22 protein-coding genes are annotated in these 23,287 nt (G+C 55.5%); 15 read left to right on the top strand and 7 right to left on the bottom strand.

Features of this window, described 5'->3' with window-relative positions; all coding sequences use genetic code 11:
- Positions 1–13: 13 nt before the first annotated feature.
- Positions 14–307: a hypothetical protein gene (locus tag FKM97_RS07970; RefSeq protein ID WP_205014812.1), complete on the bottom strand. Its 294-nt coding sequence runs from the start codon at positions 305–307 to the stop codon at positions 14–16.
- Between the two features lie 45 nt (positions 308–352).
- Between FKM97_RS07970 and FKM97_RS07965 the strand changes: the two genes are divergently transcribed.
- From FKM97_RS07965 to FKM97_RS07900, 14 genes are all read left to right on the top strand, one after another.
- Positions 353–754, top strand: a complete 402-nt coding sequence (locus FKM97_RS07965) for a DUF6950 family protein (protein WP_170240813.1) — start codon at positions 353–355, stop codon at positions 752–754.
- The gene (locus tag FKM97_RS07960; RefSeq protein WP_144291878.1) at positions 754–3,387 is read left to right on the top strand and encodes a phage tail protein; all 2,634 of its coding nucleotides are present in this window, start codon (positions 754–756) and stop codon (positions 3,385–3,387) included. Before FKM97_RS07965 ends, FKM97_RS07960 begins: the two co-directional genes overlap by 1 nt.
- 3 nt (positions 3,388–3,390) lie before the next feature.
- Positions 3,391–3,585 (top strand): hypothetical protein, encoded by a 195-nt coding sequence (locus FKM97_RS07955; protein ID WP_144291877.1) that lies wholly within the window; start codon positions 3,391–3,393, stop codon positions 3,583–3,585.
- Positions 3,578–4,099 carry a hypothetical protein gene (locus FKM97_RS07950; RefSeq protein WP_144291876.1) on the top strand — a complete coding sequence of 174 codons (522 nt, stop codon included), beginning with the start codon at positions 3,578–3,580 and terminating at the stop codon, positions 4,097–4,099. Before FKM97_RS07955 ends, FKM97_RS07950 begins: the two co-directional genes overlap by 8 nt.
- Positions 4,096–4,830, top strand: coding sequence for a hypothetical protein (locus tag FKM97_RS07945; RefSeq protein ID WP_144291875.1), 735 nt, complete (start codon positions 4,096–4,098; stop codon positions 4,828–4,830). The genes FKM97_RS07950 and FKM97_RS07945 overlap by 4 nt, the downstream gene beginning before the upstream one ends.
- Positions 4,831–4,844: 14 nt before the next feature.
- Positions 4,845–5,687, top strand: a complete 843-nt coding sequence (locus tag FKM97_RS07940) for a hypothetical protein (protein WP_144291874.1) — start codon at positions 4,845–4,847, stop codon at positions 5,685–5,687.
- Complete coding sequence (locus FKM97_RS07935; RefSeq protein WP_144291873.1) at positions 5,687–6,331, top strand: hypothetical protein; 645 nt, start codon at positions 5,687–5,689, stop codon at positions 6,329–6,331. Before FKM97_RS07940 ends, FKM97_RS07935 begins: the two co-directional genes overlap by 1 nt.
- 11 nt (positions 6,332–6,342) lie before the next feature.
- On the top strand, positions 6,343–6,690 hold the full coding sequence (locus FKM97_RS07930; protein ID WP_144291872.1) for a hypothetical protein: 348 nt from the start codon (positions 6,343–6,345) through the stop codon (positions 6,688–6,690).
- A gap of 3 nt (positions 6,691–6,693) precedes the next feature.
- Positions 6,694–11,253 carry a LamG domain-containing protein gene (locus tag FKM97_RS07925; RefSeq protein WP_144291871.1) on the top strand — a complete coding sequence of 1,520 codons (4,560 nt, stop codon included), beginning with the start codon at positions 6,694–6,696 and terminating at the stop codon, positions 11,251–11,253.
- 95 nt (positions 11,254–11,348) lie between these two features.
- Positions 11,349–11,591 (top strand): hypothetical protein, encoded by a 243-nt coding sequence (locus FKM97_RS07920; protein WP_144291870.1) that lies wholly within the window; start codon positions 11,349–11,351, stop codon positions 11,589–11,591.
- 255 nt (positions 11,592–11,846) lie between these two features.
- Complete coding sequence (locus FKM97_RS07915) at positions 11,847–12,215, top strand: hypothetical protein (RefSeq protein ID WP_144291869.1); 369 nt, start codon at positions 11,847–11,849, stop codon at positions 12,213–12,215.
- Positions 12,216–12,240: 25 nt separating this feature from the next.
- Positions 12,241–12,423, top strand: a complete 183-nt coding sequence (locus FKM97_RS07910; RefSeq protein ID WP_144291868.1) for a hypothetical protein — start codon at positions 12,241–12,243, stop codon at positions 12,421–12,423.
- Between the two features lie 8 nt (positions 12,424–12,431).
- Entirely contained in the window at positions 12,432–13,628 is a 1,197-nt protein-coding gene (locus tag FKM97_RS07905; protein ID WP_144291867.1) for a glycoside hydrolase family protein, read from the top strand.
- Positions 13,625–14,032: a hypothetical protein gene (locus FKM97_RS07900; protein ID WP_144291866.1), complete on the top strand. Its 408-nt coding sequence runs from the start codon at positions 13,625–13,627 to the stop codon at positions 14,030–14,032. Before FKM97_RS07905 ends, FKM97_RS07900 begins: the two co-directional genes overlap by 4 nt.
- Positions 14,033–14,429: 397 nt before the next feature.
- On the opposite strand, the gene FKM97_RS07895 is transcribed toward FKM97_RS07900, so the two are convergent.
- The 3 genes from FKM97_RS07895 to FKM97_RS07885 all read right to left on the bottom strand — a co-directional run bounded on the left by FKM97_RS07895 (position 14,430) and on the right by FKM97_RS07885 (position 18,497).
- On the bottom strand, positions 14,430–15,944 hold the full coding sequence (locus FKM97_RS07895) for a right-handed parallel beta-helix repeat-containing protein (RefSeq protein WP_144291865.1): 1,515 nt from the start codon (positions 15,942–15,944) through the stop codon (positions 14,430–14,432).
- Positions 15,945–16,022: 78 nt separating this feature from the next.
- On the bottom strand, positions 16,023–17,120 hold the full coding sequence (locus FKM97_RS07890) for a glycosyltransferase (RefSeq protein ID WP_144291864.1): 1,098 nt from the start codon (positions 17,118–17,120) through the stop codon (positions 16,023–16,025).
- Positions 17,121–17,198: 78 nt separating this feature from the next.
- Positions 17,199–18,497 carry a hypothetical protein gene (locus FKM97_RS07885; RefSeq protein ID WP_144291863.1) on the bottom strand — a complete coding sequence of 433 codons (1,299 nt, stop codon included), beginning with the start codon at positions 18,495–18,497 and terminating at the stop codon, positions 17,199–17,201.
- 423 nt (positions 18,498–18,920) lie between these two features.
- On the opposite strand from FKM97_RS07885, the gene FKM97_RS07880 reads away from it, so the two are divergent.
- Positions 18,921–19,952 carry a glycosyltransferase family protein gene (locus FKM97_RS07880; protein ID WP_144291862.1) on the top strand — a complete coding sequence of 344 codons (1,032 nt, stop codon included), beginning with the start codon at positions 18,921–18,923 and terminating at the stop codon, positions 19,950–19,952.
- 30 nt (positions 19,953–19,982) lie between these two features.
- Here the strand turns inward: FKM97_RS07880 and FKM97_RS07875 are convergent, their stop codons facing one another.
- The 3 genes from FKM97_RS07875 to FKM97_RS07865 are packed head-to-tail and all read right to left on the bottom strand — an operon-like array spanning position 19,983 to position 23,048.
- Positions 19,983–20,798 (bottom strand): FkbM family methyltransferase, encoded by an 816-nt coding sequence (locus tag FKM97_RS07875; RefSeq protein ID WP_144291861.1) that lies wholly within the window; start codon positions 20,796–20,798, stop codon positions 19,983–19,985.
- Positions 20,799–20,847: 49 nt separating this feature from the next.
- Complete coding sequence (locus FKM97_RS07870; RefSeq protein ID WP_170240812.1) at positions 20,848–21,954, bottom strand: glycosyltransferase family 4 protein; 1,107 nt, start codon at positions 21,952–21,954, stop codon at positions 20,848–20,850.
- Positions 21,955–22,004: 50 nt separating this feature from the next.
- Positions 22,005–23,048, bottom strand: coding sequence for a glycosyltransferase family 4 protein (locus FKM97_RS07865; protein ID WP_144291859.1), 1,044 nt, complete (start codon positions 23,046–23,048; stop codon positions 22,005–22,007).
- Positions 23,049–23,287 lie beyond the last annotated feature (239 nt).

The raw sequence follows: 23,287 nt of genomic DNA, 5'->3' as shown, positions 1-23,287 counted from the left end.
TAGAGCAGGACGGTCAGTGGCTGGTGGGCTCTACCCCCTCCGGCGAGATGCTCGAGAAGATGTGAGAAATGTATGATTTGGCCCGTCGTCTAAGATGGTTGCTGTCCTCGGTGTCGCTCGGCTGAACTGCCTGGTTATCGAGATCACTGAGAATCCGATCCCGGACAAGCCTGACATTCGACGAAAACTTCTCGGCGTCCTCGTCCTCCAAAAGATGATTGTACATGAACCGGACCAGCTCGATTAGGGCCAGATTCAGCGCGGCATCATTGAGCTGAATATCGGAGTCGTCCTGCTCGTCTTTCACTGACAATCCCTGTTTTCTTCGCATCACTTCAACACCGGCAATGCCATGCGAGTCCTTAACTGGCCTGAGCGTCTATTCGATGCAATTCGGTCCCATGAGGCCCGCCCCTTCGAATGGGCGGTCTCCGATTGCTGGGGCATGGCAATGGATGTCGTGAAGGCGATGACCGGCCATGAACCCTTTGCTTCGGCCAGAAAGTACAAGTCTGCTCGTGGTGCCCGGGGTGCGTTACATCGCCGAGGCTTTGCCACCATCGTCCATGCCTTGGCGGCCGAGTTCGAAGAGGTGCCGCCGGCGATGGCCCAGCGCGGGGATCTCGGTGTGATCGAGGTTGAGCACGAGCAGGCGGCGGCAATCTGCGAGGGTGTCATGTTCGTTGCCAAGGCGCGGACCGGAGTCATCCGGGTCCCACGGTCGCACGTGATCCAGGCGTTTCGGGTACCCTGATGCCTCCTGTCATCGGCGCTGCCATTGCTGGAGCGATCGGGCTTGCGGCGGGAACGACCGCGTTTGCGATCGTCTCCTATGGAATCTCGGCGGCGATCGGCATCGGCCTGAGTTTGGGCATCAGCGCCCTGAGCGGCGCCTTCGCCAAGCCAAAGCGGCCACCGGGCGGCGGCCAGGTCGATCTGCAGACCGGGGGTGACGTTCCACGCTCGATCCCCCTGGGACGGATCGGCCTCAAGGGGCATCTACTCTATTGGAACACCTGGGATGTGGAGAACGACAAGCTCGAGCTGGTCCATGCCCTGGGCGACTTCGAATGCGAGGCGCTGATCGGCATCTATGTCGACGGCGTCAGCATGGCTCTGCAGGCTCAGCCAGACGACGAGAGCGGCGCCGATGCCGTCTATATTGTCGACGGCTATGACGACCGGATCCTGCTGCGCTTCTTCGCCGGCAGGGTCGACCAGGCGGTGAACTCGGCGCTCGTTGCGAATGCCAATCCGGTGGGACGCTGGACTGCGAACGATAGGCTCTCCGGCATCTGCCATGTCCAGGTGCAGATGGCGTACAACCGGGACATCTTCGTTGCAGGGATCCCGGAGCTGCTGTTCGAGCTAAAGGGCGCCAGGCTCTACGACCTGCGCAAGGATACGACCGCCGGCGGCTCCGGCTCGCATCGCTGGGCAGACCAATCGACCTGGGAATGGTCCGAGAACCCGGCGGTCATGGAGTATTGCTACCGCCGCGGCTTCTATCGCGGGTCCGAACTGGTGCTGGGCATGGGCGTGCCGGCGAGCGACCTGATCGTCGATTATTACATGGCGGCAGCCAATGTCTGCGACGAAACGGTGACCGAGGGCGGCGGCACAGCCAAGCGCTACGTCTGCGCGGCGATCGTGACAGCCGATGTCGAGCACCGCACGGCGATCGAGGCCTTCACCCATGCCATGGCCGGCTACTCCTATGAGAAGGCCGGCAGCTTCGGCCCGATCGCAGGGGCGGCGCAAGCCTCCGTCGCGACGATCACCGAGGATCACCTCGCCAATGGCTATGCCGCGAAATGGCGGGGCAAGCGGTCCCGGGTCGAGCTGCTGAACGCTGTGTTCGGCTCCTATACCGATCCGGACAACCAGTGGGGCATGAGTGCGTACCCGCCGGTCACCGATCCGACCTGGCAGGCGCAGGATGGCAATGAGCGGATCGCGACCCAATTCGATCTGCCTTCGGTGCCATCGCCCTACCAGGCCAACCGCGTTGCCGAGATCCGCGCACGGGAGACCCGCATGCAGGCGACGGGCGAGATCACCGTGGGCCTGCAATGGATCTACCTCGAGCCCGGGGACTGGATCACCTACACAAACCGGGCAGGGGGCAGGCGGACCTATCGGGTCGCGCGGAAGACGGAGAACGAGGACCGTACGATCACCCTCGAGATCGGCGAAACCGGGTCCTGGGTCTATGGCATCGGTTCTCCGCCGACGTCGGTTCCGGTCACCGTGCCCCCGTCGACGCCGGGGCTTCTGACGAATGTGCAGAACGTGCAGCTGCAGGCGGAGACAATCGAGGGCGCCGACGGCCAGATGCGCCCGGCGCTGCACGTGACCTGGACGCCACCCACCGACCAGGCGATCGACGCGGTCATCATCGAGTATCGCATCGCAGGGCAACCCGCGACGATGACCCATCGTGACGACACGCCCGACGACAGTGAGGCCTGGATCACGCAGGATGTGCTCGCCGGCACGGATTATGAGATCCGGGCGACGATCACCACCACGCCCTCCAGGGTAACCAGCTGGACGCCGTGGATCGCGATTACCACCACGACCAACTACGTGGTGCTCGATGCGGTACGGGCCGCAGAAGCCATTGGCGAGCTGCGCGACGAGATCGACGAGATTACGGCATCGATCGGCAGCAACGATGCCGTCGGCGAATATGCGACCCAGCTGCGCCGCGAGATCCTCGACGACATGGAAGCGGACATCCTCGCCCTCGTCGGGGATTATCAGGGCGACCTCACGGCCTCCAAGGATCGTCGCAAGGCCGAGTTCGGGCTGCTGCAGGAGGTATCCCTCCAGTTCGTCCGCATTGGCCAGAACGAGGCGAGCATCCTCGCCGAGAGCCTGGCTCGCGCCGACAGCGAGTCCGCATTCGCCTCGGCTCTGGAGGTGGTCGAGGCCAACTCCGCCGGCGGCACGGCCTCGGGGCAGCTTTATTGGGAAGCGGTTTCCGGGCCTGCCGGTGTGACGGCGCGCTACTCGGCCTTCGTCAAGGTCGAGGGCGGCGGCGAGGCCGAGGAGGCCGGGCTCTACATGGAGGTGGTGCCGGACGGGGAGGGTGGCTTTGCAAGCCGTATCGGCGTCTCCGCCGACAGCTTCTTTGTCTATCAGAATGACGGCCTGGGGTCCCCGAACGTCGTCTTCCTGGTCGGCACCGTCAACGGGATGACGAGCGTCGGTATCAACGGGCAGCTGATCGTGGACGGCACCATCAACACGAGCAAGCTCAACGCGGCCAGCCTGTCGGCCATCTCGGCAAACCTAGGCACGGTGACGGCGGGCAAGATCCAGAGCCCGGACGGCAAGTTCGTCATCGACTGCACCAACAAGCTCATCAGGATCGAGGTCTGACACATGCGCAAGCTGATGAAGGACGGTCAGGAGATCGCCGACGGATCGGAGATCGGCCGCAAGGGCGAACTGGTCATCCGGCTGATCCAGGTGTTTCAGGATCGCGATCACATCCTGGTCGATTACGAAGCTTCCTACGGTACGAGTAGCCGCAAATGCCTGCCGTCGGCCGTTGGAGGTGAGATCGTCGATGACTAAGGTCTTCATGGCGAATGGCGTGACGGGCAAGGTCGCGATCTATGACGGGCCCTCGGATGCACCCTTCACGGACCCGCTCGGCAATCTCGACAAGCTCTACTTCCATTCGGACCTGGATTATGTCTCAGGTCTCGACAAGCGCACCGGCACACTGAACCTGCCGGAGCGCCGCGGCTCTGACATCTCCTTCCGTAGCGGCAAATGGTACGAGCACACACTGTTCGCCCATGGGCGGGCAGGGGCCCCGTTCTGCCTCGGCCGGGTGGTCGATTACGAGGGTGCGGATCTGCCTTTGGTGGGTTCGATCCCAATCCAGCAATGCGCCTTCGACACCAGCGCCTCGGTTGGTGGCGAAGCCGGTTCCTGGCGGTTCCTCCATCTTGCGACAGACGGCACGAACGTGATGATCATCGAATATACCTTCAATCTCGCCTGCACGGTCGGCGGCTGCATCGTCGTGCCGGAGACCTCCATCGACTGGGAAGTGGTGGTAACCGACAAGGTGCTGACGTGACCGAGACGCTCTACATTGCACCCGGAATCATGCGTGCCGGCGGGGCCAAGTTCGACACGGCCAAGGACTACCTGACGGCGCGGGCGAGCGGCTATGGAATGGCCGGCGAGGGACCGACCTTCTTCTTCACCACCCATGACAATCATCCAGGCTGCCGTTACGCGGTGAATGGCTTTGCCAGGCAGAAGACGGCAAACAGCCAGCCTACGGGCGAGGCGCAAGTGACCATGGTCGAGCCGGCGAGCTCCAGGGTCGTCTCCGCCGGGCAGCGCGGCTTGACGCTGCAGAGCAACGCCATGCTGATCACCGATACCGATGGCCGGGTGGTGCTGGATACGGCGGAGAAGTTCTTCGCTGTGACCGACCAGGTCTCAGGCACCTTCACGCCGGAGACCCGCGACCGGGGTGACAAGGGGGTCGAGGACTATGCCCTGGCCGATGTGACGCCCGGCAGCCGCTTCGTGGTCGGTACGCTCACCTTCACCAATCCGGAGACCAGCGCCATCCGCTGGATGAACGCCGGCGGCACCTTCATTTCGTTCTGGGCGAAGAATTCGACGGTCTCCGGACCCTCGGTCAACGCCATCCGCGGCCTCACCTGGATGGTGAACGAGAGCGACGAACTCATCCTGCGTGACAACTACAATAACGGCCAGGCGAGCAGCCCGATCTTCGAGGGCATGGCCGGCAACCTTATTGCCTACAATTTGCTCATCGGCACCTTCATCTAACAGAGGAAGAAACCATGGCATGGGCTTGGTACAAGGCGGGAACCGTTTCGGTTGAGAACGGGAGCGATGAGGTCGTGGGCGCTAGCGGCACCCTGTGGGCGGCCAAGGTGCGCTCCGGCGACGCGTTCCTCGGGCCCGATGGCGTCTTCTACGAGATTGAATCCGTCAACAGCGATAACAACCTGACACTGAACGCTAATTATGCGGGGACCACGGGGAGCGGCGAGAGCTACAGCATCGCCCCCTTGGCGCCGCTGTCGCAGATCCTCTACGACACGCTGCAGGCCTTCATTGCCTCGCTCTCGGGGGAGTTCAGTCCGGGGGCACTGCGGATCAATGGGGCGGCGACCGAGGCCGCGCTGTCCTTGCTGGGTGATGTCTCTCTTGAGGCGGATGCCAGTGGCGACCAGGTCACCCGGATCTCGCGTAATGCCGCCTCGAAGCAGGCTATGCTCATACTGGCGACTGCCTTGTCCGACCGCGCTCGCATCGGCCTCGTCAATGACGGCACTGAGGATTTGCATCTAGCAGTGTCGGCAGATGGGGCCACATGGATCCCGGCGATCACCGTGCGCAATGCCGATGGGACTGTGGTCATCCACCAGTCGATCGAAGACCGCGACGGCAACCCGATCGGCGGTGGCGGATCAATTAAGCCTGGCGACATTGCAGGGGCCGCCGACGATACGACTATGATCATCGGCAAGCTCGCGAGTGATGACACCACCGCCATGCGCGAGCTCGACCTGGCGGCGCTGCAGACGGCACTGGGCACCGTCATTGGCCGCAACGTCACCATCAGCACCGGCGATCCGAGTGGCGGCGTCGATGGCGATCTCTGGTTCAAGGTGGCCTGATGCCCGACACGGGGTGGGTGCTGGGCGGCTCGGCGATCAGCAGCGGATCCGGGGTCGCATGGTCGACGCCTGAGGCGGTGCTCGCTGCATCGGATGTATCATTTGCCTCAGCGTCCCTAAGCTTGTTCAATACCTCTTCGGCAGCGCTGCAGGTCACCGGCTTCGACTTCTCCTCCATCCCGGACGGCGGTGAGATCGTCGGCCTCGAGCTGCGGATCCGCCGGCAGCGCAATTCCAGCTCCTCCGGGAGCGTGGCCGACGGCACCGTCCGGCCACTCCTCGGAGGCTCGGCTGCAGGCAACAGCAAAGCCTCGGGCACGTCCTGGCCGACCGGCTTCACCGATGCCGATTATGGCAGTGCCGCCGACCTGTGGGGGCTCACCCCAAGCGCAGCTCAGATCAAGGCTTCGAACTTCGGAATCTCGATCTCGGCCTCCCGCGGCAGCGGATCGCCGGCGCCGAACATCGCAACCGTCTGGATGCGGGTCCACTTTGAGGCCTCGGGCCTCAACGCCCTGCGCGTACGCCATGCCGGCACCTGGAAGACACCCGCGCCACACGCAAAGCATGCCGGCGTCTGGAAGCCGGTCACCGACCTTTGGGTCAGGGATGCCGGCGCCTGGCTCAAAATCCTGGAGATTTAGGGGAGGTTGCCATGACCGAAGGCGGATACGCGAGGATCGACTGGAACCTCGTGCGCGGCGACACGATCCCGCCGCTCGACATCGTCTGGAAGCCGAATGGCGAGGATCCGATGGATCTGACTGGCTACGGCGCCGACTTCAAAATCCGCTGGGCTGACGGTTATCTGGTGTTCACGCCCGGTGATGGAATGGACATCGTCCGCCTCGAGGGCCGCATCACCATCCAACTCACCCAGGTGCAGGCCTACAACCTGCCCCCCGGCAAGGTAGCGCAGCACGAGCTGCGCCTGACCGGACCCATGGGAGGGACCTTCACCAAGATGAAGGGCTTCCTGATCGTCACCGACACACTGTTCTGAGGGTTGAGAATGCAGACCAATATCGTCACCACTCGGGTCGAGATCATCGAGCGGCTCATCCCGGGGCCTGTCGGGCCGATGCCCTTCCAGTTCGACCCGCTCGATTCTGATTGGGTGGTTGATGTCGAGTACCAGGCAAAAACCCTGGTTCGGCATGATCACAAGTATTGGTATTCGCTCGACCGCAATGAGGGCGTGGAACCAGGGGCCGACGATGAGGTCTGGTACCTGTTCCTGGACGGTGCTGCCGCGGCTGAGCTCTTGGAGGCTGTCGCTGCTGCGGAGGCGGCCCGCGATAAGGCTGAGTTGTGGGCTGATGCCGACGAGGACGATGAGGTGGAGAGCTGGCAGTTCTCCGCTAAGCACTACGCACTCAAGGCAGAACAGGCCCGCGCGGCGGCGGCACAGATCGCGGCCGACTTCGTGGGTACGGCCGGCTCAGCCGTTGTCAGCGTGACCGCTGCGCGTGACGACAGCCTGAGCCAAATCGACGATACCCGCCTTGCCGCCCTGGCAATTGTCGGCACTGCTCGCGCAGGTGCTTTGCAGGACATAGACACCGCTCGTGTCGGTGCCCTCAGCGACATGGCCGTCTCCAAGGATCTCGCCGAGAGATGGGCCGAGGAAGACGAAGACGTAGAGGTTGAGGCAGGAAAGTTCTCCGCCAAGCATTGGGCGGCCAAGAGTGAGGGGTCCGCTGAGACCGCGGAAGCGGCGCGAGATGCCACCATCACTAATGCTAACGCTGTGGGCGAGGCGCTGCAGGACGCTCTCGATCTGTATGGCGGTGCGACTGCTCTTGAGGCTGCTGTTGAGGCTGCCGAAGCTGATCGGCTTGCCGCACAGGAGAATGTGGCGATCTCAGCAACCTACGCCGGTGTTGCTGGTGCCGCCTCGCAGAGTGCCGTCGCGATCACCGGTCTTGCAAACCTGTCGAGCTACGCCGCGGCCATCGTCAGCGCGTCGGACGTGGTGGATGCTTTTATCTACGACACAACGAAGGACAGCGACGGCGGCGCGTGGCGTCTCAAGTGCAAGGCTCATTCATGGGCGACGGAAGCGAAGAACACAGCGACGCGCGGGGCGAGGGCCGACTTCCCGTCGCGGGCGTTGGTGGTAGCGCGCAACCCTTCAGTTACCCCGCGGATAGAAATTTATGACCTAGACGATCCATATTGTCCGATGTGGATGATATTCCCAAACATTACTGCTAACCAACAGGGAGTTTTGCTCATCGGGTCTCGGGCTATAAGCAGCGTATGGATGCTAAACGGCAACTTATATGTTGGCGGAAACGCGGCGGCTCCATTGTATTTGGCATGGGCTGATTTTCTGCTAGATAAAGGTTTCTATATAGATCTTAGCAACACTTTCTCTAAAAATGGAAACATTGCCGAAAGATCTAACACTGTGACGATTACGGCGATTGCGACCGGAGGTCTTCCAAGCGCATTCGTAAATGACGTAACCGCAGCCGTTCTGCCCGGAACACCTTGCAATCCTCAGCGCTTCGGCTTGCCCAATCCGACTATTGCTGTTGGGACAAATGGCGGCGCTGCGGTGGTTCGTGCCGACGGTGTCATCAAGAACGGCAATAGCACAAGCGCTGTCACCCGATGTGAGTTCGACAAGGACAATGATTTAGTTTTCTGCATTTCCAACGTCATGGATCGCGCTAATCCGGCGGCATTTGCGGCTGGAAACTTTGGATCGACCGGCGGCATAACCGCCGGGTCGTCACGATTTAGTAATGCTTATGCCGCGTCGGGTGCTCCGGCTTTGCCAGGAACAAGTGCCGGAAGCGGAGGTCTTGTGCCTGGACGCGCGGTCGGCGGAAGCGGCTCGCAGGGATGGCTTGCCATATTGAAGGAGAACAAACCCTTCCCCGGCGCATCAATCCTCGCCTCTGTGACCGATAAGTTCAGCACGGGCTACATGGTCGGCGACACGAAGCTTGCGCTTGCCGAAAGCAGCGCGGATCTGACGGATTTGGTAGGTCAAACACTGATGACCATTCCGGCGTCAACCGACGCTAGTGTTGCAACGGGCTCGTCATCGGTCGATGCAACAAACATAACTTTGACAGGGACCGGAACAGGCGTTGCACAACGAAACATAACGTTCGCCACGGTCTCCGGGCGATACTATGCGTTTACGTTTGCGGCGGCAGGCGCTGCGGTCGGAACGGGGGCTTACGATAATAACACGACGCAGATTAGCAGCGGGGTCGTAACCTCCGGTAATACCGTGACGCTGTTGCTCAAAGCGATTGGAACGTCGACCACAATCCGACTTGTGAAGACGTCGGCGGGTGTGGCTACGGTCGCGCTCGCGAGCATTGTCATGCGCGAGGGTTTAATTCATGCGGACGATATGTCGAGCTATGGCAGCGACGCGGCACTGCAGGCGGTTTATGATACGCTCGGCACAGGGACGCTCACGCTAAACGCTGGTGCCGCTCGTCTCACCGGATCTTCGGTGAACACTCGCGCGACGTGGCTTGCCGCCGGGCTCGTGGCGAATAGACAATACCGCTACAGCATCGGTTATACTGTCGTTACTAATTCGGGATCGTGCACGCCGCGCATTGGCACCGGAAACACGGCCGGATCTGGCTTTATAGCCGAGCAAGCTTTTAATTCGAGCACGACCGGATCGGGAACGCTAACAGGCACGTTCGTTGCGGGCGGTACAACTCAGCAACTTTATTATGGGGCAGGCGGCGCGCAGTCGGCCTCGTGTGTTGTCGATTTTGACAATATCCAAATCGAACTTGTCGCCGAAGAGCGCTCGGTAGCCGGGAACCATATGACTGTCCTAGCCACAGTCAGGCGCGAAGTTGTTGCTACGGGGGCAGACGTTGCTTGGTATTATATGTCTCCCTCATATGACGAGACGGACAAGGGGACGGTCACAGTTCCAAATCTATTAGCGGGCGACTTCACCGTAACGTTTTGGGGAAAAGTTGGAATCAGCGCCGCACCTTACCTGCAGTTTTCACAAGGGGGAGGCGTGACGTCCGGAGGCGCTTATGCATTCTCCGTCGGCGGAAACGGCGTTGTGGGGCAAGTTTCCGTGCGCCTTCGTAACACTGGGGGGACTAATTTCAACGCGCCCAACATGACACTTAGCGCCGGGACGTTGTTCCGCATCGATGCGGTCAAGAGCGGTGCCGTGTGGTCATACTACATCAACGGTGTATTTGCTGGGTCGGTAACACCGATCGGGAGCATGTACACGGTCGACACGATGGCTTTGCGCATTCGCAATAATGACAACCGCATCGGTCAAATTCGCATCTCTCAGACAGCGGCAACTCGCCAACAAATAGCCCAAGCATACGAAGACGAGCGCAAGCTATTCTTCGCGAACGCGAAGGCGCTCTTGCCTTCGGCAAACGTACTCAACCTTTCTTATGACGAAGACACCGATCAACTCGGCGTCGGGACCGCGAATGGAACGGCCGTCATCCAGGGCTTGCAGGTCGTCGAGACGATCAAGAGCACGTTGGGTAAGAATAGAGTAGCTAACAGCATAGGCTCGGGAGCGCAGGTAGGGGCTCCCGGAATCCTTCCGAGCAGCTGGGTTGCCGTGACGTTCTCCAATGGAATGGCTTACGAAGTGAAAGGGACTGGAAACGAGGGAGGCAAGCCCTACACTGAGATCAGAGTGCACGGAACGCCATCCGGAAACACATTTCCCGAGATCATATTTGGCAGAAATTCAGCCCTACCGGCGGCATCTGGTCAGACCTTGACAGGACAGTTTAAGCACAAACTGATCTCGGGAAGCGTACCGGCGTTAACCTATGTACGTATTGCAGGGTACGCATCGAACTCTCGTGTCGAAGCAACCGAGACCGCAATAGCCGCATTCGACTCGACCATGAGAACTTCATCAGGGACGCGGATGCTAAACAACGGAACGACAACAAATTCGGCGGTTTCCCTGCTCTTAAGTTGTCCGTCGGGTGTGGCAGTCGACTTCACCTTCCGGGTCTATGAACCGCAGATGGAGCTTGGTGCGATAGCTAACTCCTACGAGCCATCACTCTCGGCAAATGACAACGACAAGGTCGTCGCCTTCGCGGCCGGGATCCGGATGATCGGGACCAATCTCGGCGTCGATAGCTGGCAACCGTCCGTGGTCCTCCGAGAGAACCTCACCAGAAGACAACAGCGCGTCGGGATCTATGACGAAAAGATCATCTCCGCCCAAGCCGTAACGACAGACGCGACGGCAACGAAGATCGCGAAGGTGCCTATCGCGGAGGGCGAGGCTAGAGGTTTCACGGCTTGGGTGACCGCTTATGAATATGGCAACCCCACCGGCGAGGCCGCACGCTACATGATCAGCGGCATTGCGCGACGAGCGATGGGCGGCAATGTCGCGGTCAATGCCACAGCGACTATGATCTATGAGAGCAATGGCACCATGGATTGCGTTGCCAACGCCGACACTATAGCGCAGACGCTGGACATCCAAGCCATGGGCGTGGCCGCAAAACGCCTGGTGTGGTCGTCTCGGATCGAGTGGCAAGCGGCCGAGGGCATCGCGGTCTGACGGGGACATCTTGCCTGAACCGACTTGCGGCGACCTTGCCGGGCGCAGGTCTGCTCTCTCCGCGCCAGCTTTCCCGCTGAGTGGAAATCTTGGTGATGAGTACAGCGATCGACTTGGCTGTCATCTGGGTGAAGGAATATGAAGAGGCCAAGTGTGTTCTTGACCCCTATCTCGGACACGCCCGAGACGGTCCTGGTCTGCGATCCTACAACTGGAGAGGAGACCGGGACCGGACCTTCTCTTGTCTGGCCGGCCTATCCTGCTGGCAGGAACAAGACCGCGTGCTGGGTGATTTGAAGTTGGTAGCTGCCAGCGATCGGGCAGGTGCTCAGGTTTGAGAGCTTCGCTCCGGGCGATCTGCTTCAGATGATAGCGACGATTACTTGAAGAGCCGGCGGAGCAGCGAGAGAGTGGGGGCACCTTTTCGAGCTCCGCCGGCTGATGCCGGTGAGGCTCATCTCACAGCATCCACCTCACGCTACTCCTATTCCGTGTAATTCCACAAGAGCGCACCAAGGTTTTTGGAGCGCCAAAGCTGAGTTTTTGTTTTCCAATGATGCCGCATCGCGGATTTGTGATGAATCGGAGCAGTCGTGACGGGAGCTATCACGTGGGAATTCGTCACTGCGATCGCCGGCGTTCTCGGCGTTCTGGCGGCGGTCTGGCGGTATCTCGAGGCGAGGATCATCCGCACTGAGATCACTGCCAAACGCGAGGTCGAGAGCGCCCAACGAGCCGTGCAGGAGATCCGCAAGGACATGGACACTCGCATCGGTCTGATGAACACGACGATCTCGACGCTTCAGGTGATGAACGCCGAGAAATATGCTTCCCGTGAGGTGCTGCGGGAGACAGAGGACCGCATCGTGGCCGCTGTGGAGCGACTGCAGACGTCGGTGGACCGGATGGGCGTGCGGGTCGACACCATGCGCGACCGGCTGCCGCCGAAGAGCAACGCCTGAGCTTTTAACCGGAGCACACATCATAATGAAGTGCATCTGCGCTGCCGCCTTCGGGGTGGCGGTGCCGGAATTCTTTTGCCTGGCTCTGCTGGTGGTTCCTGTGCCTGCAGCCCCGCCTCGGATCATCTGGAGCCCACCTTACCCGCTTCCGCCGGAGTGGCAAGCGAAGGGCCGGGACGTGATCTACGCCCGTTGCATCAACGCCTGAGGATATAAATGACCCGAAAAATCAATCGTGCCGGCCTTGATCTAATTAAGGGCGCAGAGAGGCTTGTGCTCTTTGCCTATGACGATGGCGCCTATCCACCCAAGCCGTTCCGGTCGGGCAACCCCAAGGGCACGCTGACCATCGGCTATGGCCATACGCAAGGCGTGCGGCCGGCGCAAACCATCACCGAGGCTGAGGCAGATCGCCTTCTGTGGGCAGACCTCGCAGCGGCCGAGCAGGCGGTTGCGAGCAAGGTCAAGGTGCCGCTTTCCGTCAACCAGTTCTCAGCCCTCGTCTCCTTCGTCTTCAATGCCGGGATTGAAAGCTTCGCCAGCTCGACGCTGCTGCGCCGCCTCAATGCTGGCGATTATGATGCCGTTGCCCGCGAGCTGCCACGCTGGAACAAGACCGCGATTGAGAGAAATGGCAAGAAAGTCAAAGTCGTCAGCACCGGCTTGGTCAACCGGCGCGAGGCGGAAAAGACTCTCTGGCTCAGCGGGTCTCACGATGTCCAGATCACGCGTGTCGCCACTCATAAGACGGCTGGCGAGCAGAACTTCGCTGAGCGCTCCCCCGTCATCTGCGACATTCGCATGATCCAACGCCAGCTGTTCTGCCGCGGCTACACGGAAGTTGGCTTCATCGATGGTGATTGGGGTGCCGACTCCGCGAAAGCCCTGAAGGCCTTCGAGATTGAGAACGGACTTCAGGGAGATGGCATCCTTGATGACGTGACGGTTCGCATCCTATTCGCCAACAAGGCCAAGCGAAACGTCTCGGCGACACGGGCAACGATGACTGGGGCCGACTTGAAGGCTGCCGGATCGAAGGTCATTCAGAACCTGGATTATGGCAAGGCTGGCGCTGCAGTGATCACTGCAGGCGGAGCCTTGGCGGGCAGTGCCGAGGTGAGCGGCATTGCCGGCCCTCCCATCCCGCTCACAGATCCTGCAAGCGCGATCGAGCAGGGACGATCCCTCATTGAGCAGGGCAGCGATGCTGTCAGCATGGCCTTTCAGCTGCAGGACCTGTGGCAGATGCTGGTGAATAATCTCTGGGTGCTGATGGTGCTTAGCGGCATTGCCCTCTTCTTCGTGCTGAACAAGCTCTACAGGCGATACGAGGAGGGCGTCAGAGCCGGCGAGTATCGGCCGCTGCTCGAGCTGCCGGAGCGTGATGAGCAGACCGCGGAGCCATCGCCTTGACCATGCTATTCCTGAGGTTTCTCGGGGGCAAGGCACTGGCCCTGCTCTCGGCTTACGGCCTCTATGTGCTGATTGCCGGAGGGGCCTTGGGCTTCATCGCCTATCAGCGCAGCGATGCCGCTCGTGACGAACGGGCCCGCATCGAGATTGCCCATGCCAAGCTCCGTGCCAAGGAGGTGGCGCGGCAGCAGGCGATCACCCGCGACGTGCGTGAACGCGCCGAACGTCGTGAGGCCAAGGACAGCGCTGAGATCGCTGCATTGCGCGCACAACTTCGGAAGGAACGTGATGACGATGAAATACTCGATCATACGCCCAAGGGGCAAGACGCAATTCCCACTCCTCGCGACAGGCCTGATCCTGGTTTCGATCGTACCCGTGTCCTGCGCCTCCCAGGATATTGAAGCGGTGCCGCGGGTGAGACCAAGTGATCTTACGCTTGAACCTGCACCGGCGACGGTTAGGAAAGAATGCGACATACCGACCAGGCCACCTCCCCGTACCCTTAGTCCGAAGGAGATCTCATTCTATTGGGGGCTCGACCGGATTGCGCTGATCCATTGCAAGGCGCAGCATCGTACTGTGGTTCGGTATTACAAAGAGCGGGATAAACGATCAGCAAAAAAATAAGGTTACGCCTTCTTTGGCTTATTATTTTCCCCTAGCGGATAATCACTGAAGATATCGAGTCAGTCAGCGTCTAAATATGGGAGCGCCGCTGCACCTTAGAGGTCGATATTTTTACACGGATTTTGCCATATAATTTTTATAATAATGAAAGTGATCAGTTTATACGAAATTTTATTCACTGGAACTATTTCCAAGCACAAAGTGATTATCGAAAACTAATAAGCCAATACTATCATGCTTTCTGTTTTCTTTCACAGATACAATATTATCTTTATGGCCGACCGTAAGATTACCTGAAATAACAGAGTTACTGATGTTACCATAGTAAATCCCGTGTCCTACAGAATTGCTCAATTCAAAATCACGCATTATATTGTTACATACTCGACCATTTCGACCTCCGCCCACGGATATTCCCGAAATGCATTTTTCTACAGTATTTTCGCATATGCGAAATCCCTCAAGTCGAAGACCGTCACGACTATCGACATCGCCCGCAACAATTGCAGATCCCGGATGATTGACAATTGTATTACCCGAAATATCAACACCAGACGATTTCGAAACACATACCCCATTGCTTTGTCCATCAAGCAAAAGGTTATCTGTGATTTTTATATTTTCAGTTCCAGCTGATACATAAATTGAGAAACCCACATCAGAGGGTTCCTTTTTATACTGTCCAACACCGAATCTTTTCCCAGCATTAAAAACAATATTCTTGCTACAAATCACATTGTGAGACCTTCCAAGGCGATAGAATTGATCTTCTATGATTCCAATCCCGGAGGCCCAAGTATTCTCCACAACGTTCCCTGTCGCAACAAGGCGATCAACGCCGGAACATGCTAACCCTTTTGCATAACCCCCTTTGAGGATGTTATCCACAAATACTGCCGAAGCAGTACCTTCTCGCACCGAGCCGTCGGTCGCGACAATCAACAAATCGTCTCCCGTATCTTCGCATATGTTGCCGGATGCGATAACGCTTTCAGTACAACTGTCAAAACCGATACCGTTCCCGAGTGTCCTCACCACGATACAATTTTTAACAGAGGCTCGTTTCGCCTTATAAATGCTGATGCCACCATTGCGCGCGTCGTAAACGGAAACGTTTTCGATGCGTATATCGCTGGCAACGTACGGAGCAGCCAAATTCATACTTGGATCTCTTCGACCACCGATCCGGACCCCGTAGCCATTCTTCCCCCTGGATTCCAAATCTGAAGCATTCAACAAATTAATTTTCTCGGCATATGTGAAGGTAAGGTTGTGCAAATAAATCCTATCCCCCCGCAACCACCAGCCTGCGACATCAGTGTTCTTTGGAAGATTGCTGACTAGAACCGCTCCCGCTCCGTACACTTCGATGTCATCAATATCAGCGTCAATATTAGTATACAGATAGCGTCCTGGCGGAAAAAATAGCGAACCGCCTTTCTCCTCAGCAATTCGCCGAATTGCCCGTTTTATAGCGTCGGTGTTATCCGTCCCGCTTATGCCATCCCAATCACCTTTCGCATTAAAATCGTTGACAGACCATTCTCTCGAAATTGGATTTTTCTTCAACGCAGGCGATGATTGCTCTGATTGCTCTGATTGCTGTGTTGCTGCATCTCTAATAAGTGGGACAGACAAGAGCGACGCGAGGGCGAGGCGTCGGCTTATCCAATTGTAAATAGGCATACCCTGCTCCTCATACCAAGCTCACGCCTACAACCCTTAAACCGCACTCAGCGCGTTGCAGAGCGAGAACCTATTTGCCTAGGAGGCCGTAACCTGTTCCACAATCGCGCGAAGGCGAGCTGCGAATTTTTCGGGACTGAAAGTATTTGAATGACGAAAAATAGCGGTCTTGTCCCACTTGTCCGGAAACGAAGCAATCGCGTGTACAATGCATTCTAAGGTAGGCTCATCAATGAATAACCCGCTCACACCCTCTAAAGTTGAATCAAGAAAGCCTCCCGCGCGTAATAATAGGGCAGGAGTTCCAAACGCATTAGCTTCGATAGGGGTTAAACCAAAATCCTCCCGAGAAACCGAAACTAGTGCGCGTGCATTCTTATAGAGCCAGCGCAGCTGCGCATCTGAAACTAGGCCAACTGGGCGAACATTTGGAGCGATATTACCCAAGGTGTCCGCTCCGGTCACCACCAGCTTGTGCTCAGGAGTTCGGGAAAAAGCTTCAGCTAGTACTTTTGTGCCCTTGTATCCTCGCGACCTACCAACGGTGAGGAAAAAGGGGGGTTCTAAGCCCTTTATGGGCTCGCTTGAGCCAAGAGGATCGACACTTACCGGAGGAAAAAGAATCTCCGGCTCCCTACCGTACGCCCTGCGAATGCGTTCAGCGACAGACGTTGAATTAGCGATGTAAAAGTCTGCAGAAGCAGCCGCTCGGCGATCCCAATCAATCAGCTTTGGCTTAAAAAGCTCGAAGATATGTCTGAAAGAGTTCGATCTACCCAAGAAGTAATCGTCAGTTTGGTAGAGCCATCGCGCGGGATTATGGCAGTATACAATCTTCCGCGTACCTGGGGTAACCGGCAGTGCATGAGCCCAACCCGACGAGCTGCAAACCACGGCGTCTGCGTCAACTGGACGACGATTGGACCAGGAAGCGGCCAGAAAAGGAAAAGCTAAACGCGGATCACGTCGAAACGGTGGGACTGAATTCAAAAAACTTGCGCATATCTCAATTCCTTTAAATTCCGGAAAAGTGTTATCAGGAGAATAAAGGGAAGTAACAATGTGGGAAGGCTTAAGGGCCCGAGTGACTTCGAGAGTAACTCGTTCCGCTCCACCCCGTTGAGTAAGGTAGTCATGAGCGGCAACAATGCGCTTTGCTGAACCCTTTGCAGACATCTATCTCACATAAAATTTAATTCATTGGAGTTGTAAAGACCGCTTTAATATTTCACTTTAGATGTATTTCTCAAGCCTTTAAACTGATCGGCCCGGCGTAACACCAGGCATTCGCGCTCCACCTGAAAGGCCCTTGAGAAGCCTGATGAAAACTATCCCACAGACCAAGGGGATCAAAAGAGTTAATCCATAATAAATATCAAATGCCGCTCCGCCCATCATAAAACGAACAACAATGCATATTACAACAGCCAACACAAATGAATTTTGAAAACAAATCGCAAGTCTACTAGTAACAAAAATAAAGACGAACAATCCTAAAAGAGCAAACGCGTATCCTCCAAATGCTATGCTCATATATCCAATAGGGGATAGGAACTGCCCACCAGCCCCATAATTCAGATATTTAGCGCTAATTTCAACAGAAAGATCTGCCGGCTTATCGGGCCAGATAGCTCGAGGGATGAAATTCGTAAAAACGGTAAACACACTTAGTGGCCGCGCCTCCTCATTGGGCTGGATCATCATCGACAATCGATATCCATCAAGAGTGTCGATCCCGGACTCATAAATGGACACATAGGGACTCATCATAGTCTGCGTCGCAATCTCGATCACTGAGACCTGCTCGCCGCGAATGATCGTGCCACGCAGATTGGACATAAACGCTCCGAATATCCCTAGCGTAACCGCGATCAAAGCTAGCAGAGCCATGCGCTTGGGTAACAACTCGCCTCGCGATATCAGTCCCGCAACATATCCAAACAACACAACCAAAAGTGGGCTGCGAACGCTCCCCCCAATTAGAAAGAGGACCCCGGCTATGGCGGCCAAGCGAAAGCGATTGCTGTTAAAGAAATTGTAGAATGCCAACATCGACAGGCCAACAATAAGAAACGATCTCATCAAAACGCCAAATCCCTGACCTCCGTCGGCTCTCTGCTCAATAGAAGATGCAGGAAGAACAATTGTAGAAATAACTCCAACAATCATCAAAAAAATAACGATGCGCCGAGCATCCCAAGGCGTCATGGAACGGAGTCCAAATTTTGAGTTGGGCGGTCTCGTTTTAGGTGTTGACCCTGCTGCAATTGTACTTGCCACTTCAGCAGCCAAAATTACCATAAGCTCCAGTGCCCATCGCAAGGATAAACTTGACACCTCATCCGGTGTGGGTAAGGCGACCAATCTAGCCAAATATATTTTGCTGATAATCAAATTCTCTGACTGAAGTATCGCCGGAATCCAGAGGCAAGTTAAGTAAACTGCAGCGGAAATACAAGAAACGATAGCACATGAAACTTTTCCCTGTCGAGACATCAACAGGGCGCGTGCTACAATCGCTCCTACGACAGTCAAAAAAATCAGTTGAGTCACTGCCTGCTGTTGCCTCTCTCGTTGACGGTGGCCGATTGCCCCTCCGATCCGGCATCGAGCACTACTGCATTACATACCTTATGTGAGTTTTTTTGGGCGGGAAAAATCGCAGCGTTTGGATACCCAAACATTTGTCTGACGCATCAACAGAAACAATATCATCAGCTAAGGGGAGGATCCTCAGTCCGTAAACGTCGGAAGGGGGATTTGGCCAGTGCTGTCAAACATCCCGCCATCAGCAACGACACGTGAACTTCGTTGACAATTTTTCTGTGATGTCCAATTTCAATCGCCAGAGGTGAGATGCTGACAGATGATTTTCTATCTCGGATACTCTAATTGGCCTCAACTTCGGAGCCACACCGCGTTGTATCACAGTAGTCATTCAACGAGAATATCACCAATCAGGGATTGCAAAATTTCGTGATGCGCAGGAAAGTATTTAAAATCTCCGTTGCCTATGTTTCGCCTTATTCGAATTCCGTTAATAGATACACTAAAATAACGATTGACGACCTTCGAAGCACAGGGCTGAGTGTCTACTCGCTCAAAGAGGCGTTCAAATCACACTGGTTTATCCCTCGGTCTTCAAAATTGCTCGTCTTAAATTGGTTTGAAGACCGAATTGCAGCATCCAACCGGCCAATTTTTGAGTTCACTCGAAGTCTCTTAGTTTTGTTGCTGTTAAAACTTCGTGTGCGGCACGTTATTTGGATGCGCCACAATCTATTCCCTCACGACTCCAGCTATCGATCGCTGTTAGATCGTGTTTTTCTTTTTGCATTGGCTCGCGTAACATCGGCAACAGTCACTCTTCGGCCTTCCTGTTTATCAACCTACGTGATTCCGCATCCAACATATCGCCAGCAGCAGCAGTCCGTTTTATCTGAGAGTGAACGACGAGACGAATACATCCTGTTTGGATCTGTGCGTCGAAACAAAGGGTACGACATTTTGCTCAGCTGGTGGCCGCCTAATCGGCGTTTAGTCATTCTTGGAAAGTGCAGCGATCCAGAACTCACCCAAGAACTCACCAAAACAATCGAAACACGATGCCTGGACGTAGAATGGCAAAATTTATTTGTTCCAGATCACGAACTTGACGCGCGCCTTGCTAAAGCAAAATATGCAGTGGTGGCTCACCAGGATGGTACCTCAATTGTGTCGGGAACGTTTTATCACGCCGCTTCTTTTGGGCTAAACGTCTTAATCACTCCCGGTGACTTTTTCGATCACCTTAAGAAAACATACTCATTCGCTCACCTGTTAAATTTAGAAAATCTTTCTCTCCGACCCTATGTTGCTCCAGAAACAGTGGTCGAGGAAATTGATCGCGTAAATGGTGCACAAGCGCGACTTGCCGCTTGGATAAATGCTTCTAGCTCTATGGGTTTGCAGCTCCCAGTTCCCTTAGTTCTACAATCCGATAGTGGAGTCCGACAAAGTTGCTCCTAAAGAGATTGCTTCGAGCTGATGTCATGCTCGTCACCTCGGATCAAATACGCTGAGATAGTTAGCCCGACCCGCGTAGCGATCGAATTTCTCCGCCACACGATATCCCATCTTTCTGCTGAAACTTTCATAAGAGGAGATATTCTCATCCTCTACCTCAACAAATATTACCGGTTTATTTTTATTGATAGTTTGCACCAGACCCTCAAGAACTTGAATTTCAAAACCTTCGGTATCGATCTTAATAAAGTCCACTTTTTCATCCTTCAAATAATCGTCGCCTCTGCCAATTTTTATTCCTCCTGCATCGGGACGTTCCAATAACCTAGAGCCTCCAAGATTGTTTGTAGGTGAAGTGAAAGAAGCTAACGTATCCGTGTTCGAAAGTCCCATCTGTCTTAGGGTTGCACGGTCGCCAAGCTGGTTTGTGGCTATATTAATTTCGAGAATAGAGAATGCTAGAGGAAGCGGCTCAAATGCTATAACTTTAGTAGCATCAAGGGCCAATAGGGCGTACAGTGTATGATTACCAATATTGGCTCCTACGTCGACAAATGTTCCGCCTTTAAAATGTTGAGATATAAGCTCAAGTTCGTCCATTTCGTAAAAAACTCCTGCTCGATGAAATTTTTGAATAGAATCCAGTTCATTTGAGACGAAAAAGGCCACATCTCTATTTTTAATTCTCGACTTTACAATAGCGCCTCGAGTAATCGTGCTTTCATCCTCCTTCCATTGAATGCGAAGGCCAATAACTCTGCCGTTTGAATTTGTGGACGGATCGACATGGAGCCCGAGTTTACGAAGGGCTCTGACTGTCTTGCCAGCAATTTTTCGAAAAATGGCCATTTAACTCTCCCGACGGATCATAATTGGGGGCTTTGGATAATTCCTATCATTACACAACTATATGTTCCCTCAGTACTTTCTCATACTGATCCGTCACGAGCTGCAGAGAATACATCGGGGGCAGGATAGACTTTCGGAATGGCTCTGTAGAAAATAATTTGACTAAGATCGCCTGCGCAATAGCATCAAAATCTTGCGGGTTTACGGCAGCAGAGGACAGTGCCGGGACTGAAAGATGCTCTGACAACACGCATGGAAGTCCTGCCGCGGCCGCTTCAAGCGGTCCAAGCGCCAGCCCCTCTCGACGAGTTGACGTAAAGAGAAACAGATCAGCTGCACTAAGCAAGCTTGCAAGACGACCTCGGCTAACTTCGCCACAAAATATTACGTCCCGCGATACACCAAGACTTTGTGCGTGTTCTTTCAACTGTGATTCGGCGGGACCGGATCCCGCTATAATGAAACGAAGAGACGATACGCTGGATTTCGCACGCGCGAAGCCCTCTAACGCCTGATGTAGACCTTTCTGAATATGCAGGCGACTGGCAGAAATTATCACCTGATCTTGGTCGCCAATTGACAGGGACCGACGAATCTCTTTTCGCGCCGACAGGTTAAAGGCAAACAGGGTCTCATTTATTCCATTAGATATTACAGATACCGGTGTTGAACCAAGCATCCATTTCGTGGGGCGTGATTTTAGAACGTTCTCCACTGCCGGTCCAACAGCTATGACACGATCGAACCGCCGAAGAACGCGGTCGACTAAAACGCCATAAGCGTTTTTGGATGCCTTCAACCAGGAAGTGGGACTGGGAATTAAGAGTTTCGATACCATTTCTCCCCACGCTTGACCATGAGATTGCATTAATATCGGCGGCCAATCGCCTCTCTCTCGGTTCCTGGCAATAGCGTAAGCTCCGGCGCCGATTCCGAGAACCAGGTCAGTCCTCATCTTATACTCGGTCCCGAACAGGTGGGTTGTTTTTCTCCAGAATTCTCCTGTGTATCGACCAGGTGGAACATCCATGGCGTGTATTGAAACACCTTCTTGAATGCTTCTCGGCGGTAACTTTTCACAGCTAGTGGTAAGAATCTCCACTTCGTGTCCGCGATCTGACAACGCACGCGCAAGGTCCCATGCCACAACCTCCATACCCCCTAGGTGATGGAATGGGAGTGACCGAGACACGAATAATAGTCGCATCAGTGGCAGTCCTTCTTTAGCGTTCGCGCCGCCAGTGCCGCTCGATAAAGGACGATGCATTTAGATGCGACCGCATCCCACTTGAACTCGACTGTCTCAAAGGACGGGGCAGGTCTGTTCATGACATTCGACAGTCCGCTTGTCCATGCGGGCACATCACCTGGTGGTAAGATTAACTGGTCAGCAGCTCGAAGCACCTCAGCAAGCCCCCCCACATCAGACCCAATTACCGGCGTTCCCGCAGCGAGTGCCTCAAGTGCGACTAAGCCCAACAGCTCCGGCCGGGAATATTTCTCATGTTGGTATGTCTCAACAGAGGGGACGAGCAGATAACGAATGGAAAACCGCAAACTTGCAACAAACTCATCCGATGCATCGGTTACAAAGGTAACCCGTTTTCCCCGAGCCAGTTGTTTGAGTTTTTGAAAGTATAACTCATCACGAACTTGACCTGCTAAAACAATGCTGGCACCCGCTGGAAGTGCTTCGATCGCTATATGCGCGCCTTTATGAGGTAAAAAGCGGCCGATAAAGCCAAAATCATAAAGTTCAGGAAGGGAAGGTGAGCTAGGCAAGTGATCGCCGCCACCAAGTATAATAGTATTTTTCTTGATGACTCCATGGGGATCAACGTCGCGTTTGCTCCACTCGCTTACGAACCCGGCGGCATCCACGAGCCCTAAACGCGCCCGGCCCAGGAGGCGACCCGGGGTAAGAGACCCACCGCCGTGATCAGTGAGAACTATCGGTTTTTTATACATACGTGATGCAAGCACTGCGTGATCAAATCCCGGAGTATTAAGCTGATGAACGTGAATCACATCTGCCTCACGCACCATTTTTAAAAAATGCGCATAAGGGACTGATGTAGGCGGTATGTGCATATTAACCTGCTCAGCAAAACTCCATAGTCCATTCACCACTACGATTTTTACGGTCGTACCTTGTGATTGAAGAGCCCGAGCGAGTTCAGTCACATAGCGCTCACCGCCGCCCTTTTTGTTTCCGCCAAAAACCGCAAGAGTAACGAGCAGAACACGCATTATTCCGTCACCTCTTGCATCTTGATGAGCTTAGCTGGCGAACCGGCATAGGTACCCGGTTCAGTTATAGATCGGCTAACGACCGAATTTGCCCCAATCTTCACATCATTACAGATTTCTATGCTGCCTCGCAGTGGGGTAACTACGACAGTCCCTGTGCCAATTGTGACCCGGTCGCCGATTGTAATGCGGGAACTGGAGCCAGGTGAATCGCTGACTGAAAGAGTTATATTGTGCCA

It is taken from the genome of Rhodoligotrophos appendicifer (assembly GCF_007474605.1).
Classification (GTDB): Bacteria; Pseudomonadota; Alphaproteobacteria; order Rhizobiales; family Im1; genus Rhodoligotrophos; species Rhodoligotrophos appendicifer.
The sequence above is the reverse complement of the archived record's forward strand: the minus strand, read 5'-3'. Positions and strand labels throughout refer to the sequence as shown.